This window comes from Nonomuraea rosea, assembly GCF_039539705.1.
Lineage (GTDB): Bacteria > Actinomycetota > Actinomycetes > Streptosporangiales > Streptosporangiaceae > Nonomuraea > Nonomuraea rosea.
On the sequence record NZ_BAABDQ010000022.1, the window covers coordinates 1 to 13,242 of the forward strand.

The 13,242-nt window shown below is 71.6% G+C and carries 10 protein-coding genes; 2 read left to right on the plus strand and 8 right to left on the minus strand.

Features of this window, described 5'->3' with window-relative positions:
- Positions 1 to 2,915, plus strand: a 2,915-nt coding sequence (gene rpoB / locus ABEA43_RS38925; RefSeq protein ID WP_345570001.1) for a DNA-directed RNA polymerase subunit beta, incomplete at its 5' end; no start/stop codon positions are given.
- A 120-nt stretch (positions 2,916 to 3,035) separates the two neighbouring features.
- Here rpoB and ABEA43_RS38930 read toward each other — a convergent pair.
- Together ABEA43_RS38930 and ABEA43_RS38935 are read right to left on the minus strand one after the other, a co-directional pair.
- The gene (locus ABEA43_RS38930; protein ID WP_345570003.1) at positions 3,036 to 3,806 is read right to left on the minus strand and encodes an alpha/beta fold hydrolase; all 771 of its coding nucleotides are present in this window, start codon (positions 3,804 to 3,806) and stop codon (positions 3,036 to 3,038) included.
- A 272-nt stretch (positions 3,807 to 4,078) separates the two neighbouring features.
- The gene (locus ABEA43_RS38935) at positions 4,079 to 4,549 is read right to left on the minus strand and encodes a VOC family protein (protein WP_345570005.1); all 471 of its coding nucleotides are present in this window, start codon (positions 4,547 to 4,549) and stop codon (positions 4,079 to 4,081) included.
- A gap of 379 nt (positions 4,550 to 4,928) precedes the next feature.
- Between ABEA43_RS38935 and ABEA43_RS38940 the strand changes: the two genes are divergently transcribed.
- Complete coding sequence (locus tag ABEA43_RS38940) at positions 4,929 to 5,669, plus strand: hypothetical protein (RefSeq protein ID WP_345570007.1); 741 nt, start codon at positions 4,929 to 4,931, stop codon at positions 5,667 to 5,669.
- Positions 5,670 to 5,790: 121 nt separating this feature from the next.
- Here the strand turns inward: ABEA43_RS38940 and ABEA43_RS38945 are convergent, their stop codons facing one another.
- From ABEA43_RS38945 to pucD, 6 genes are all read right to left on the minus strand, one after another.
- Positions 5,791 to 6,132, minus strand: a complete 342-nt coding sequence (locus tag ABEA43_RS38945) for a histone-like nucleoid-structuring protein Lsr2 (RefSeq protein WP_345570008.1) — start codon at positions 6,130 to 6,132, stop codon at positions 5,791 to 5,793.
- A gap of 220 nt (positions 6,133 to 6,352) precedes the next feature.
- On the minus strand, positions 6,353 to 7,216 hold the full coding sequence (locus ABEA43_RS38950; protein WP_345570010.1) for an LLM class F420-dependent oxidoreductase: 864 nt from the start codon (positions 7,214 to 7,216) through the stop codon (positions 6,353 to 6,355).
- Between the two features lie 134 nt (positions 7,217 to 7,350).
- Positions 7,351 to 8,010 (minus strand): response regulator, encoded by a 660-nt coding sequence (locus ABEA43_RS38955; protein WP_345570012.1) that lies wholly within the window; start codon positions 8,008 to 8,010, stop codon positions 7,351 to 7,353.
- Positions 8,007 to 9,236 (minus strand): sensor histidine kinase, encoded by a 1,230-nt coding sequence (locus ABEA43_RS38960; protein ID WP_345570014.1) that lies wholly within the window; start codon positions 9,234 to 9,236, stop codon positions 8,007 to 8,009. The genes ABEA43_RS38955 and ABEA43_RS38960 overlap by 4 nt, the downstream gene beginning before the upstream one ends.
- Positions 9,233 to 10,693: an alpha/beta fold hydrolase gene (locus tag ABEA43_RS38965; protein ID WP_345570016.1), complete on the minus strand. Its 1,461-nt coding sequence runs from the start codon at positions 10,691 to 10,693 to the stop codon at positions 9,233 to 9,235. The genes ABEA43_RS38960 and ABEA43_RS38965 overlap by 4 nt, the downstream gene beginning before the upstream one ends.
- 256 nt (positions 10,694 to 10,949) lie before the next feature.
- Positions 10,950 to 13,241 (minus strand): xanthine dehydrogenase subunit D, encoded by a 2,292-nt coding sequence (gene pucD / locus ABEA43_RS38970; protein WP_425570445.1) that lies wholly within the window; start codon positions 13,239 to 13,241, stop codon positions 10,950 to 10,952.
- Position 13,242: the final 1 nt, after the last annotated feature.

The window sequence follows — 13,242 nt, forward strand, 5'->3', positions numbered from 1 at the left end:
CGTCGCGGGGTGCCTGGCTGGAGTTCGAGATCGACAAGCGCGACAGCGTCGGTGTGCGCATCGACCGCAAGCGCAAGCAGCCGGTGACGGTGCTGCTCAAGGCGCTCGGCTGGACGAGTGACGCCATTTTGGAGCGGTTCGGCCAGTACGAGTCGATGCGCGCCACCCTGGAGAAGGACCACACGTCCGGCCAGGACGACGCGCTGCTCGACATCTACCGCAAGCTGCGCCCGGGCGAGCCGCCGACCAAGGAGTCGGCGCAGACCCTGCTGGAGAACCTGTACTTCAACCCCAAGCGGTACGACATCGCCAAGGTCGGCCGGTACAAGATCAACAAGAAGCTGGGCGTCAACTCCGAGATCACCCGGGGCAGCCTCACCGAGGACGACATCGTCGCCACGATCGAGTACATCGTCCGCCTGCACGCGGGCGAGGACTCGATGCCCGCGGTCGAGGGTGCGCCGATCGACACGGTGATCGTCGAGGTCGACGACATCGACCACTTCGGCAACCGCCGCCTGCGCAGCGTCGGCGAGCTCATCCAGAACCAGGTCCGCCTGGGCCTGGCGCGGATGGAGCGCGTCGTCCGCGAGCGGATGACCACGCAGGACGTCGAGGCCATCACCCCGCAGACTCTGATCAACATCCGCCCGGTCGTGGCGTCGATGAAGGAGTTCTTCGGCACCTCGCAGCTGTCGCAGTTCATGGACCAGATCAACCCGCTGGCCGGGCTGACGCACAAGCGGCGCCTCAACGCGCTCGGCCCCGGCGGTCTGTCGCGTGAGCGGGCCGGCTTCGAGGTCCGTGACGTGCACCCGTCCCACTACGGCCGGATGTGCCCGATCGAGACCCCGGAAGGCCCGAACATCGGCCTGATCGGCTCGCTGGCCTCCTACGGCAGGCTCAACGCCTTCGGCTTCATCGAGACGCCCTACCGCAAGGTCGTCGACGGCCGGGTGACCGAGCAGATCGACTACCTCACCGCCGACGAGGAAGACCGTTTCGTCAAGGCGCAGGCCAACACGGTGCTCAACGCCGACGGCACGTTCGCCGAGGCCCGCGTCCTGGTCCGCACCAAGGGCGGTGAGACGGAGCTCATGCGGGCCGAGGAGGTCGACTACATCGACGTGTCGCCGCGCCAGATGGTGTCGGTCGCCACCGCGATGATCCCCTTCCTTGAGCACGACGACGCCAACCGGGCCCTGATGGGCGCGAACATGATGCGTCAGTCGGTGCCGCTGCTCAAGAGCGAGGCGCCGCTGGTCGGCACCGGCATGGAATACCGTGCCGCGACCGACACGGGTGACATGATCAGCGCCGAGAAGGCGGGCGTGGTCGAGGAGGTCTCCGCCGACTACGTCACGGTCATGAACGACGACGGCACGCGGACGACGTACCGGGTGGCGAAGTTCAAGCGCTCCAACCAGGGCACCTCCTTCAACCAGAAGCCCATCGTCGCCGAGGGCGACCGGGTCGAGGTCAACCAGGTCATCGCCGACGGTCCCTGCACCGAGGGCGGCGAGATGGCCCTGGGCAAGAACCTGCTCGTGGCGTTCATGCCGTGGGAGGGTCACAACTACGAAGACGCGATCATCCTGTCCCAGCGCCTCGTGCAGGACGACGTGCTGTCCTCGGTTCACATCGAGGAGCACGAGGTCGACGCCCGTGACACCAAGCTGGGCCCGGAGGAGATCACCCGCGACATCCCCAACGTCTCCGAAGAGGTCCTGGCCGACCTCGACGAGCGCGGGATCATCCGGATCGGCGCCGAGGTCGTACCCGGCGACATCCTGGTCGGCAAGGTCACGCCCAAGGGGGAGACCGAGCTGACGCCGGAGGAGCGGCTGCTTCGCGCGATCTTCGGCGAGAAGGCCCGCGAAGTCCGCGACACCTCGCTGAAGGTGCCGCACGGCAAGCAGGGCAAGGTCATCGGGGTGCGGGTGTTCTCGCGCGAGGAGGGCGACGAGCTTCCTCCCGGCGTGAACGAGCTGGTCCGCGTCTACGTGGCGGAGAAGCGTAAGATCACCGACGGTGACAAGCTGGCCGGCCGGCACGGTAACAAGGGCGTCATCTCCAAGATCCTGCCGGTCGAGGACATGCCGTTCCTGGAGGACGGCACCCCGGTCGACATCATCCTCAACCCGCTGGGCGTGCCCGGCCGGATGAACGTCGGCCAGGTGCTGGAGTTCCATCTCGGCTGGATCGCCGCCCGGGGCTGGGACATCTCCGGCGTCCAGGAGGCGTGGGCCGAGCGGCTGCGCGACAAGGGCTTCGAGAAGGTCGCCCCTGGCACCAACATGGCCACCCCGGTCTTCGACGGCGCCAACGAAGAAGAGATCGTGGGGCTGCTCAGCAGCACCATCCCTGACCGTGACGGAGATCGGCTGGTACAGGGCGGTGGGAAGGCGCGGCTGTTCGACGGCCGCTCCGGCGAGCCGTTCCCCTACCCCATCGCGGTCGGCTACGTCTACATCCTGAAGCTGCTCCACCTGGTCGACGACAAGATCCACGCACGGTCGACCGGTCCCTACTCCATGATCACCCAGCAGCCGCTCGGCGGTAAGGCCCAGTTCGGCGGCCAGCGCTTCGGTGAGATGGAAGTGTGGGCGCTGGAGGCGTACGGCGCCGCCTACGCCCTGCAGGAGCTGCTGACCATCAAGTCCGACGACGTTCTCGGCCGCGTGAAGGTCTACGAGGCGATCGTCAAGGGCGAGAACATCCCCGAGCCGGGCATCCCGGAGTCCTTCAAGGTCCTCATCAAGGAAATGCAGTCGCTGTGCCTGAACGTCGAGGTGCTCTCCAGCGACGGCATGTCCATCGAGATGCGCGACACCGACGAGGACGTCTTCCGCGCGGCGGAAGAGCTCGGTATCGACCTGTCCCGGCGTGAGCCGAGCAGCGTCGAAGAAGTCTGAGCGCGTAACGGCGCCTGTCCCGGCGTGAGGTAAGGGGGTTCAGTACCCCTCCCCTCACGCCGGAGGCAGGTCCGGCCGGCGAAGGGGCCGGTTGCTCACGTCCGGCGGCCACCCGCGCCGTCACGACCGCAGGAACTCCGCCACTACCGTGGCGAACTCCGCAGCCTGGTGCTCCAGCGGGATCACACCGCCCTCGATCACCGTCTGCGTGCTGCCCGGGAAGTACGCCGCCAGCCGCGCCAATTCCGGCAGCGCGAACGGGTCCCCGCTCGCCCCCACAAGAAGTACCGGGCAGCGGACGAGCCCGGTGCGCTCCTCCATCCGGTACGCGCCGACGGCCTCGTGCCCCCTCTCCACCTCGGGCAGGACGGTCAGCGCGTCGCGGACGAAGCGGTTGAGCAGCCGCCACGGATAGTACGGCGCCCGCGCGTTCCACAGCTCCGCCAGGTGAGAGCCGTCGGGCCGTTCGCGCGCCGCGTCGATCGGCGGCCGGTCCTTGCGACGCAGCCGGCTCTCCTCATCCACCAATGGCGTCGACGACAGCACCAGCCGCGACACCCGTTCCGGCGCGCTCGCCGCCACCTCCAGCGCCACCACGCCGCCGGTGTGATGGCCCGCCACGGCGGCCTCCCGCAGGCCGAGCGCGTCCATGAGGGCGAGCACCCCGGCCGCGTACGCCTCGATGGAGTGGCTCGGGGGTGGAGCGGAGTTGCCGAAGCCGAGCGTGTCCATCGCGATCGCCCGGCGCGTGCGGCCGAGCAGCGGCAGGACCTCCCGGTACTCGTCCCAGGAACGAGGGGTCTGGTGCAGGAGGAGCACCGGGTCGCCGGTGCCGCAGGAGGCGTGGTGGATCTGGCCGAACGGCGTGTCGGCGTACCCGAACGTGATCATTCATTGCCTTCCGGGCAGGCGGCGGCGTCAGCACCAGCTTCACGGATGACCGCACTCGCGATCAACCCGCAAGCCCGGCCGCCGTCGGCCGGAGTAGCCCGGTTGCTGCCAGCCGGAGCAACTGGCCGCGCCCCGGCCGGCCGCCGGTCGCGCCGGAGCGGGCACGACCCGGTCGCCCGCCGGAGCGGGCACGGCCGGTCAGGCGCGGGTGGCGGGTCGGCCGGAGCAGCTAGCCGGAGCAGGCTGGCCGCGCGCCGGAGGGGCGCGGTCGGTCAGGTGCGGGCGGCGTCCTCCAGCGCCTTGATGTCGATCTTCTGCATGCCCAGCATGGCCTGCATGACCTGCTGCGCCTTGACCGGATCAGGGCTGGACATCAGCTCGGGCAGCGCCCGGAGGATGATCTGCCACGACAGGCCCCACCGGTCCTTGAGCCAGCCGCACTGCGACTCCTCGCCGCCCTCGGTGAGCTTGTCCCACAGCTCGTCCACCTCCTCCTGCGACCCGCAGTCGACGAAGAGCGAGATCGCTTCGGTGAACTTGAACTGGGGCCCGCCGTTCAGCGCGATGAACTGCTGGCCGGCCAGCTCGAACGTGACCATCATGGCCGTCCCCGCCGGCCCGGGGCCGCCGTCCCCGTATCGCTGGACGTGGTGGATCCGCGAGTTCCCGAACAGCGACGTGTAGAAGGTGGCGGCCTCCTCGGCCTGGTTGTCGAACCACAGGTATGTGGTGATCTTCTGCATCGTGTCCTCCGTCAGGTGAGTCAGGGAAGGTGTTCTCCCGTCCCGTCACCGACGCGTCGAACGCGCTGGGCTCACATCGACACGGCGAATTAAGATTTTTCCGGAAACCCCAGTGCACGGCCGCGCCGCTGCTGACGTCCGTTCTCCGGATGGGTTCCGGTTCCTGGTGGCTTGGGCGGATACTGCGGGGAATGCGGTTGCTGGAGCGGGAGTCGTCGCTGGCGGCGCTGACGGAGTACGCGGCCGAGGCGCGCGGCCAGGCCATCGAACTCGGCCTAATCTAGGCAGCGCCCGCCCGAACATAGGTAATGGCGACCGATCTTCCGCACCCTTGCGCGCCCGTACGTTCGACGAGACCGAGCACGGCCGAGGAGGGGGCATGGAGACACTTACCAGCGGAGCCGCCACAGGGGGACCGGCGGCGTCTGCCTGGGGCGGCGGGAGCGCCACGACAGATCTGTACGCCGAGTTGCTGCGGCGCCTGGCCGACCTGTTCCAGGTCGCGGACCAGGGAACCGCCGAGCGCCGCCTGCTGGAGGTGCGGGCCCTGCTGGCGCGGCAGGACGATCCGGCGGCCGGCGGCGCGGGCACGGCCGTGTCCTGCCGCCGCAAGGGCTGGCGCTGGCACATCGAGCTGGGCGGCAGGACCGCGTACGTCCGCGACAGCGTGGGGATGCGTCATCTCGCGGTCCTGCTGGCCAACCCCCACCAGGAGATCGCCTCGCTCGAACTGGCCGCGGGCCTCACACCCGCCGGCCGGTCGGCCGCGCAGGAGACGGCCGCCGGCCAGCCGCTGCTCGACGACCTGGCCAGGCGCACGTACATGCAGCGCCTGTCACAGCTCCAGGCCGAGATAGCGGACTTCGAGTCGATGAACGACGTCGAACGAGCCGCCGCGGCCCGCGCCGAGCGTGACTGGCTGCTCGACGAGGTGGCGGCGGCCACCCGCCTCGGCGGGCGGGCCCGAAACTTCGCCGGCGACGCCGAACGGGCCAGGATCGCGGTCGGCAAGGCCATCAGGCGCACGCTGGACGTCATCGACGAGGCCGACCCGCTCATCGGCGGCGAGCTGCGGGCCACCGTCCAGATGGGCATGCGCTGCTGCTACCGCCCCGGTTGACCGCGCCCGCGCAGATGCACGTGCGGCGCCCCGGGCGGCTGCCCGCGCAGAGACGCAAACAGCTGCCCGGGCAGCGGCACGCGCAGACACGCGGGCGGCGGCACGTCCCGGGACGCGGCGGTCAGTGGGCTGCCTCGTACTGCTCCACGACGGTGGAGGCGATCCGGCCCCGCTCGCTCACCGGCAGGCCCTGCGCCTTGGCCCACCGCCGGATCTCCGTCGACTTCTCGCGGCTCATGGCCCGGGACGAAGCGGCCGCTCCGCGCCGGCCACGATGGGTTCGCTCGGCGCGGACGGCACGCGCCTTCGTGATGAAGGGCGCCAGAGCCTTCTCCAGCTTCTCCCGATTCGAGCCGGACAAGTCGATCTCGTAGTTCGTGTCGTCGAGAGCGAACGTCGTGGTTCCCTCGGCGTCACTGCCGTCGATGTCGTCGATAAAGGATTCAACGATGCGCTTCGCCATGATGCTCCAATAAGGTCAAGGTTGCAGGTACTGTAGCGCCCTTCAGCACATCATGCATCACCTGGGCTAACGTGCCGCCGAAATCGAACTGCGCGCGCCGGAGCGTCGTCCGCTCTTGTCCCGCAGTTCTGGCCGTTGCCGGGATTGCCGTTGAGATGATATTCCGCCCTGGTGCCGATGGGGCAGAGATTCGCGTGTTGAAATGAAATTAAAGGAATGCTCACCGTCCCGCCTGTGCGATGGGGGCGATCCGCGCGGCCAGATCGGCCAGGTACGCCTGCCACGCGCCTTCGCTCGGATCGGGCACGACGACGATGACGTGCTCGATGCCCAGGGCGGCCAGTTCGGCGCAACGCTCGACGCTCTCCTCGACCGTCTGGCCGTCGGGGATGCGCATGTGCAAAGTCTTCTCGATGTCCTCGTAGCGGCGTCCCAGGCGTTCGCAGTGGGCGCGCAGGACGGCCAGCTTGTGGCGCACGTCGGCGCCGTACAGGAAATTGCAGGCGTCGGCGTACTGGGCGACCAGCCGCAGGGTCTTCTTCTCCCCGCTGCCGCCGATCAGGATGGGCGGCCGGGCCTGCGGCGCGTTGAGCGTCCGCCCCAACTGGTAGTGCGCGCCCTCGTACGGCTCGTCGCCCGCGCTCCACATCAGCAAGGCGATCTTCAGGGTCTCCTCCAGCCGCGCGAACCGCTCGGCCAGCGGCGGGAAGGGCAGTCCGAGCCCGCGGGCCTCCTCCTCGTACCAGGCCGCGCCGACCCCGAGCACGGCGCGGCCGCCCGAGAGCGCGTCCAGGGTGCTGACCTGCTTCACCAGCAGGCCGGGCGAGCGGTAGACGGCGCCGGTCACCAGAGTGCCCAGCGTGACCCGGCTGGTGAGGGCGGCGGCATAGGACAATGCGCCGTACGCCTCCAGCATCGGATCCGTCACGGCGCCGAAATTGGGGATCTGGAAGAAATGGTCCATCACCCAGAAGCTGTGCAGGCCCGCCTCGTCGGCGCCGCGGGCGACGGCCGCGAATCGTTCGGCGATGGCGGCGTCGCCGGCCGGCCAGGTGAATCGAGGGCAGGACAAACCGAGTTTCATGAGCACTCCTTGAGGTGGGCGCGCGGGCCGCGGGACGCTTCTCCGCGGTATCCGGGCATGAAAAAACCCTCTCGCCCGGGCGTCGCGCCCGCAGCCGAGAGGGCTCCGTGGGAATCATTATCTCATGAATGGGGTCAGGGCAGATCCGTCCATGTGACGAGCCCGTGGCGGTGGGCGTAGAGGGCCGCCTGCAGGCGGGTGTTCAGCCCGAGCTTGGCCAGGATCCGCTCGATGTGGACCTTGACCGTGCCCGGCGCGATGACCAGCGCTTCGGCGATCTCGGCGTTGCTGTTGCCGGCGGCCAGGTGGCGCAGCACGTCGCTCTCGCGCGGCGTCAGCGTGGCCAGCTCGCCCGTGCGCGGCCGGGGTGAGGTGGCCGCGAAGTGCTGCAGGAGGCGCGGTGTGACCTGCGGGTCCACCAGGCCGTGCCCTTCGTGGGCGACCCGTACGGCGTCGAGGATCAGGCTCGGGTCGCTCTCCTTCAGCAGGAACCCGACCGCGCCCGCCTGTAGCGCGCCGAAGAGGTATTCGTCCAGGTTGAACGTGGTCAGCGCCACGACGGCGGGCACCGGATCGAGGGCCAGGAGCTCGCGGATGGCGGTCAGGCCGTCCATGCGCGGCATGCGGATGTCGGTGAGCACCACGTCGGGCCGCAGCCTGCGGGCCATCGCGACCACCTCGAAGCCGTCCGAGGCCGTGCCCGCCACCTCGATGCCCGGCTCCGACGACAGCAGCAGGCGCAGGCCCTCCCGGGTGGGCGCCTGGTCATCGGCGACGACCACTCGAATGCTCATCGGCGTTGCTCTCCGTCGAGAGGGGAATCGTGTGAAAAGCCGTCCGGGCGATCGTGGAGGGAAGCGTCCGCGTGATCGTGCGGGGAATCGTCCGGGAATCGTGCGGTCACCCGCCACCCGTGCGGCGCTCGCGGTCCCGCGGTGAGCGTGCCGCCCAGGAGCTCGGCCCGCTCCCGCATGCCCCTCAGCCCGCCGCCCTCGGACGGGGCGGGTCCGCCGGGAACGGCCTGGCCGTCGTCCTCCACCACGGCCACCACGTCTCCCTTCCCGCGGCTGACCCGCACGACCGCGCGGGTGACTCCGGAGTGCCGCATGACGTTGGTGAGCGACTCCTGCACGATCCGGTACACCGCGTACCTGACCTGCGAAGGAACCGGCCCGCGCAGCGGGTCGCCGTCCAGCCGCACGCGGAGGCCCTGGCGGGACAGCCGCTCGGCCAGCGCGCGCAGGTCGGTCTCCGCCGCATCCTCCCGCAGCAGCCCGAGCAGCCGCCGGGTCTCCCCGAGCGCGGTGCCGGAGATGTCGGCGATCACCTGCAGCGCCCGATCGGCGTCGGCGGGGGTGGCCCGCCGGGCGCCCACGGCCTGCAGCCTGATGGCGCTGAGGTGGTGGCCGACCACGTCGTGCACCTCGCGCGCGATCCTGGCGCGCTCCCGGCCCTGCTGGATGAGCACGGCCTGCCTGGCCTGGTCGTGCCGCAGGCGCAGGATGTGGCCGAGCGCCACCGGGGCGAGCCCCGCCGCCACCGAGACGGCCAGCCGGGACGGATGGGACAGCGTCTCACCGAGCATGAGGTCGAGCGCGACCAGCAAGCACGTCGCGGTGATCGCGGGCAGCGCCCGGCCCCGCTCCCGGTGGTAGGCGGCCGAGCCGAACGCCGCCAGCGTCACCCAGACGCCGACCTCCGGCTGGTGCAGCAGCCTGGCCAGGACGACGGCCGCGCACGAGGCGAGCGCGGCCGTCAGCGGCAGGCGGCGGCGCAGCGCCAGTGGCGCGCACATCCCGCAGACCAGCGCCACCCACAGCAGCGACCGCCCGTCCGACCCCCAGCCGGCCAGCGGCGACTGTCCGTCCGACCCCCAGCCGGCCAGCGGCAATCGTCCGTCCGACCCCCAGCCGGTCAGCAGCGGGAAACCCACGATGACCAGGGCCGCGAGGGCCGCCAGGGCGGCGTCCTGCGCCACCTGCGGCAGCGCCCGCCATGCTCCGATCACTCCCCGGCTCATCCTCTCGGGATCCTGGCCACCAGGTCGCCGGGGCAGCGCGCCCCGGACGGCGGCAGCGTCCCCGCGGTCAGGTAGTCGTGGACGTGCCGGCGCAGGCAGGTCCCGTTCAGCCCGGCCGCGCCCTGCATGAGGTACGCGGCGTGCCCGTCCCCGTGCCGGACCACGCGCGCCTTCGGCAGCCGCCCGGCCAGGTGCTCGGCGCCCAGATGCGGCGTGTTGGCGTCGGTGTCGCCGATCGCGAGCAGCACCGGAGGCGCGCTCCCGGCGCGCAGCGGATGCGGCGGGTAGGCGGGACCGCCACCCATGCCCACGCAGCGGCCCACCTGGTAGCGGCCCTGCACCCAGCCGATCCGCGGCGCGGCGGCGCGCAGCCGCGACTCCATGGCCAGGAAGTCGCGGTAGCCGGGCGGTTCGGGCATGAAGTCGTGGCACAGCATCGCGCCCTGAGTGTAGGCGGGCCGCTCGGGTGGGAGCGGCCGCAGCTTGGCCAGGTCGGTCGCGTCACCGTCGGCGGCCTTGCGCAGCGCCGCGGCCAGACGCGGCCAGGCGGGCGGGGTGAGCCCTTCGGTCACCGCGACGAGGAACGCCCGCTCGTTCACCGTCTGCCCGCCCGCGGGCAGCGGGGCCCGGCGGACGCGGGCCAGCAGGTCGTCGAACACCTTGATCGCGTCGTCGCCGCCGAGCGCGCACCCGGCCCTGCACCAGTCGCGGAAGCGCGTGAGCTGCTGCTCCTGCGTACGGGCGTAGTTCGTCAGCCACCGTTCGAGCGACGGCTGGGTGTGGTCGGGGATCCCGTCGAGCACCATCCGGCCGACCTTGGCGGGGAAGAGCTCCAGGTACGCCTGGCCGTACACGGTGCCGTAGGAGTTGCCCAGGTAGCGCAGCTTCGGCTCGCCGAGCGCGGCGCGCAGCGCGTCCAGGTCGTGGGCGACCTGCCAGGAGGTCAGGCCCGCGTAGGCAGGTCCCATGGCCTCGCGGCAGGAGGCGTCGTAGGCCGCGTTCGCCTCGGCCTGCGCGCGCCAGCCCGCCTCGCCGGGCGCCATGACCAGCCCCGCGATGCCCGGCTGCGGCACCGGGCACTCCACGAGCGAGTCGCTGCCCTTGTCCCCGAGGCCCCTGGGGTCGATCAGGATCACATCGAACCAGGTGGTCAGCTCAGACACCACCGCGGGCATCGAGCGTACGGGCTGGATGGTCGCGCCGCCGCCGGTGTTGACCACGATCGAGCCGAGCTTGCGTGCGGGGTCGCGCGCGGGCATCCGCGCGGTGTCGACCCGCGTCTTGGCGCCGCCGGGACGTTTCCAGTCGATCGGGACGGTCAGCTTGGCGCATTCGAGGCCGCCGCCGCACTCCTGCCAGCTCAACGCCGGGGCGGCGGCAGTCGCCGGGACCTGCAAGGCGCCCGCCAGCGCCGCCCCCGCGGCGACGGCGGTCAGTGTTCTGTTCCAGACGTTCATGGAACGAATCTCGCCCGGAGGGGCCCGCCGCCGCGTCTGCCGTCCGGCATATCTTCCCGGGCGGGTCTGCTCACGCAGTCCTGGGTGAGCAGCCCGATGGACTGCCCTTCTCATCGGGGAAGAACGCATAAACGGAGACGTCGGGGATCCCGCCGGCCGAGAATCGCAGGCGCGGGTAGGCGTGAACCGGACCACTGTTTCGAGTGCCGTCCGCGAGCAGAAGTTCGGCGCCATGCCGGGCCCGCATGGACGCGCCTCACATCGGGTGCTCCAGGACGGCCGTCGCGACGGCCTCGGGCGTCATCGGGATCCGGTCGAGCGCGCCGGCGGCGGCTCCGACGGCGTCCCTGATGGCCGCCGCGATCGCGGCCGGCGCCGACAGCAGCGGAGGCTCGCCCACCCCGGTCAGCCCGTACGGGGAGTCGGGGCGCGGCAGTTCGAGGATGTCGAGCACGGTCGGCGGCATGTCCATCGTGGTCGGGATCAGGTAGTCGGTGAACGACGGGTTCAGGATCCGGCCGTCGCGCAGCCTGATCTCCTCCATGACGGCCAGCCCGAGCCCCTGCGCGATGCCGCCGTGCATCTGGCCCTCGACCGCTGCCGGGTTGATCGCCTTGCCGACGTCCTGCGCGCAGGCGATCTCCACCACGCGTACCGACCCCAGCTCCGGGTCCACGTCCACGATGGCCCGGTGGGCGGCGAAGGCGTAGGCCACGTGGGCGTCGCCCTGGCCGGTCTCCGGGTCGAGCGCCTCGGTGGCCCGGTGGCGGAAGACGGCCGTCTCGTCCACGTCGCCCGTGGCCAGCAGCTCCGCGAGCGCGATTGAGCGTCCTGACGGCGCCGTGACCGTGTCGCCCCCGTACACGAGGTCCGCCGCGGGCTCGCCGAGCCGCACGGCCGCGCGTTCCAGCACCTGGGCGCGGACGGCCAGGCAGGCGGCGCGCACGGCGCCTCCCGAGATCCACGTCTGCCGCGAGGCCGAGGAGGTCCCGGCGTCGCCGACGGCCGTGTCGGCGGGCAGGATCGTGACCCGCGCGGCGGCCAGCTCGGTCCGCGCGATCTGCGCCTGCACGGTGACGAGGCCCTGGCCGACCTCGGCGGCGGCGGTGTGCACCTCGGCGACCGTCTCGCCGTCGTGGGCGAACAGGCGCACCCGGGCCGTGCCGTAGTCGTCGTACCCGGCGGACTTGCAGATGTTCTTCACCGACAGCCCGTACCCGACGCCGCGCACGAGCTGGCCGGCGCGGGTGGAGTTGGAGGTGCCGCCGGGCAGCAGCCGGGGATCGTCGCCCGCGGGCGGCGGCACGGGCTTGCCCGCGACCCGGCGCAGCAGCTCGGCCACGGGGGCCGGGCCTTCGACGCGCTGCCCGGTCGCCATCACCGAGCCGGTGCTGACCGTGTTGCGCAGCCGCAGCTCCACGGGGTCGAGGCCGAGTGCGGCGGCCAGCTTGTCCATCTGCGACTCGTGCCCGAAGCAGACCTGGACGGCGCCGAAGCCGCGCATCGCCCCGGCGGGCGGGTTGTTGGTGTAGACGGCGCGGCAGTCCACCTCGACGGCCGGCACCTCGTAGGGGCCGATCGCGAAACAGCCGGCGTTCCCGGTCACGGCGGCCGACGTGGAGGCGTACGCGCCGCCGTCGAGCAGGATGTCGGCCTTGACGTAGAGCAGCCGCCCGTCGCGGGTCGCGCCGTGCTCGTAGCGCATCCGCGCCGGATGGCGGTGCACGTGGCCGGCGAACGACTCCTCGCGCCCGTAGCTCATCTTCACCGGCCGGTCCAGCCGCAGCGCCAGCAGGCAGGCGTGGGCCTGCACGCTCAGGTCCTCCCTGCCGCCGAACGCGCCGCCCACGCCGGACAGCGTCAGCCGTACGTCCTCCTTCGGCAGCGCCAGGCACTCCGCGAGCTGGTCCTGGTCGACGTGCAGCCACTGCGTCGAGCAGTAGAGGTCGACGCCCTGCCCGGCGGGCACGGCCAGGCAGGACTCCGGGCCGAGGAAGGCCTGGTCCTGCATGCCCACCTCGTACTCGCCGGTCACCACCACGTCGGCCGTGGCCGGGGTGCCGCGGCGGATGCGCAGGTGGCGGACGAGGTTGCCGCCCTCGTGCACCCCCGGGCTGTCCAGCGCGCGTTCCGGGTCGGTCACGGCGGGCAGCTCGGCGTACTCGACGCGGACGAGCCCGGCGGCGCGGCGGGCCAGCTCGGGCGTGCCGGCGGCGACGACGGCGACGGGCTCGCCGATGTAGCGCACCACGTCCTCGGCCAGCACCGGCTGGTCGCGCGTCTCCAGCCCGTAGCGGTTGACGCCCGGCACGTCCGCGGCGGTCAGCGCCGCGTGCACGCCGGGCAGTGCGAGCGCCGCCGACACGTCCACGGACACGATCCGCGCGTGCGGGTGCGGGCTGCGGACGGTCGCGCCCCACACCATCTCGTCGTGCCACAGATCGGATGAGTACGCGAAGTCGCCGCGCACCTTGGACATCGCGTCGGGGCGGCGGGCCGAGGCCCCCACACCGTCGGCCGCGACGGGCGGCGACTGGGGACGGGTCATG

Bases quoted from the DNA above. Each gene is read 5' to 3' on its own strand.
- ABEA43_RS38930 (WP_345570003.1), bottom strand. From the start codon at position 3,806: ATGATCACGTTCGGGTACGCCGACACGCCGTTCGGCCAGATCCACCAC.
- ABEA43_RS38935 (WP_345570005.1), bottom strand. From the start codon at position 4,549: ATGCAGAAGATCACCACATACCTGTGGTTCGACAACCAGGCCGAGGAG.
- ABEA43_RS38940 (WP_345570007.1), top strand. From the start codon at position 4,929: ATGGAGACACTTACCAGCGGAGCCGCCACAGGGGGACCGGCGGCGTCT.
- ABEA43_RS38945 (WP_345570008.1), bottom strand. From the start codon at position 6,132: ATGGCGAAGCGCATCGTTGAATCCTTTATCGACGACATCGACGGCAGT.
- ABEA43_RS38950 (WP_345570010.1), bottom strand. From the start codon at position 7,216: ATGAAACTCGGTTTGTCCTGCCCTCGATTCACCTGGCCGGCCGGCGAC.
- ABEA43_RS38955 (WP_345570012.1), bottom strand. From the start codon at position 8,010: ATGAGCATTCGAGTGGTCGTCGCCGATGACCAGGCGCCCACCCGGGAG.
- ABEA43_RS38960 (WP_345570014.1), bottom strand. From the start codon at position 9,236: ATGAGCCGGGGAGTGATCGGAGCATGGCGGGCGCTGCCGCAGGTGGCG.
- ABEA43_RS38965 (WP_345570016.1), bottom strand. From the start codon at position 10,693: ATGAACGTCTGGAACAGAACACTGACCGCCGTCGCCGCGGGGGCGGCG.
- pucD (WP_425570445.1), bottom strand. From the start codon at position 13,241: ATGACCCGTCCCCAGTCGCCGCCCGTCGCGGCCGACGGTGTGGGGGCC.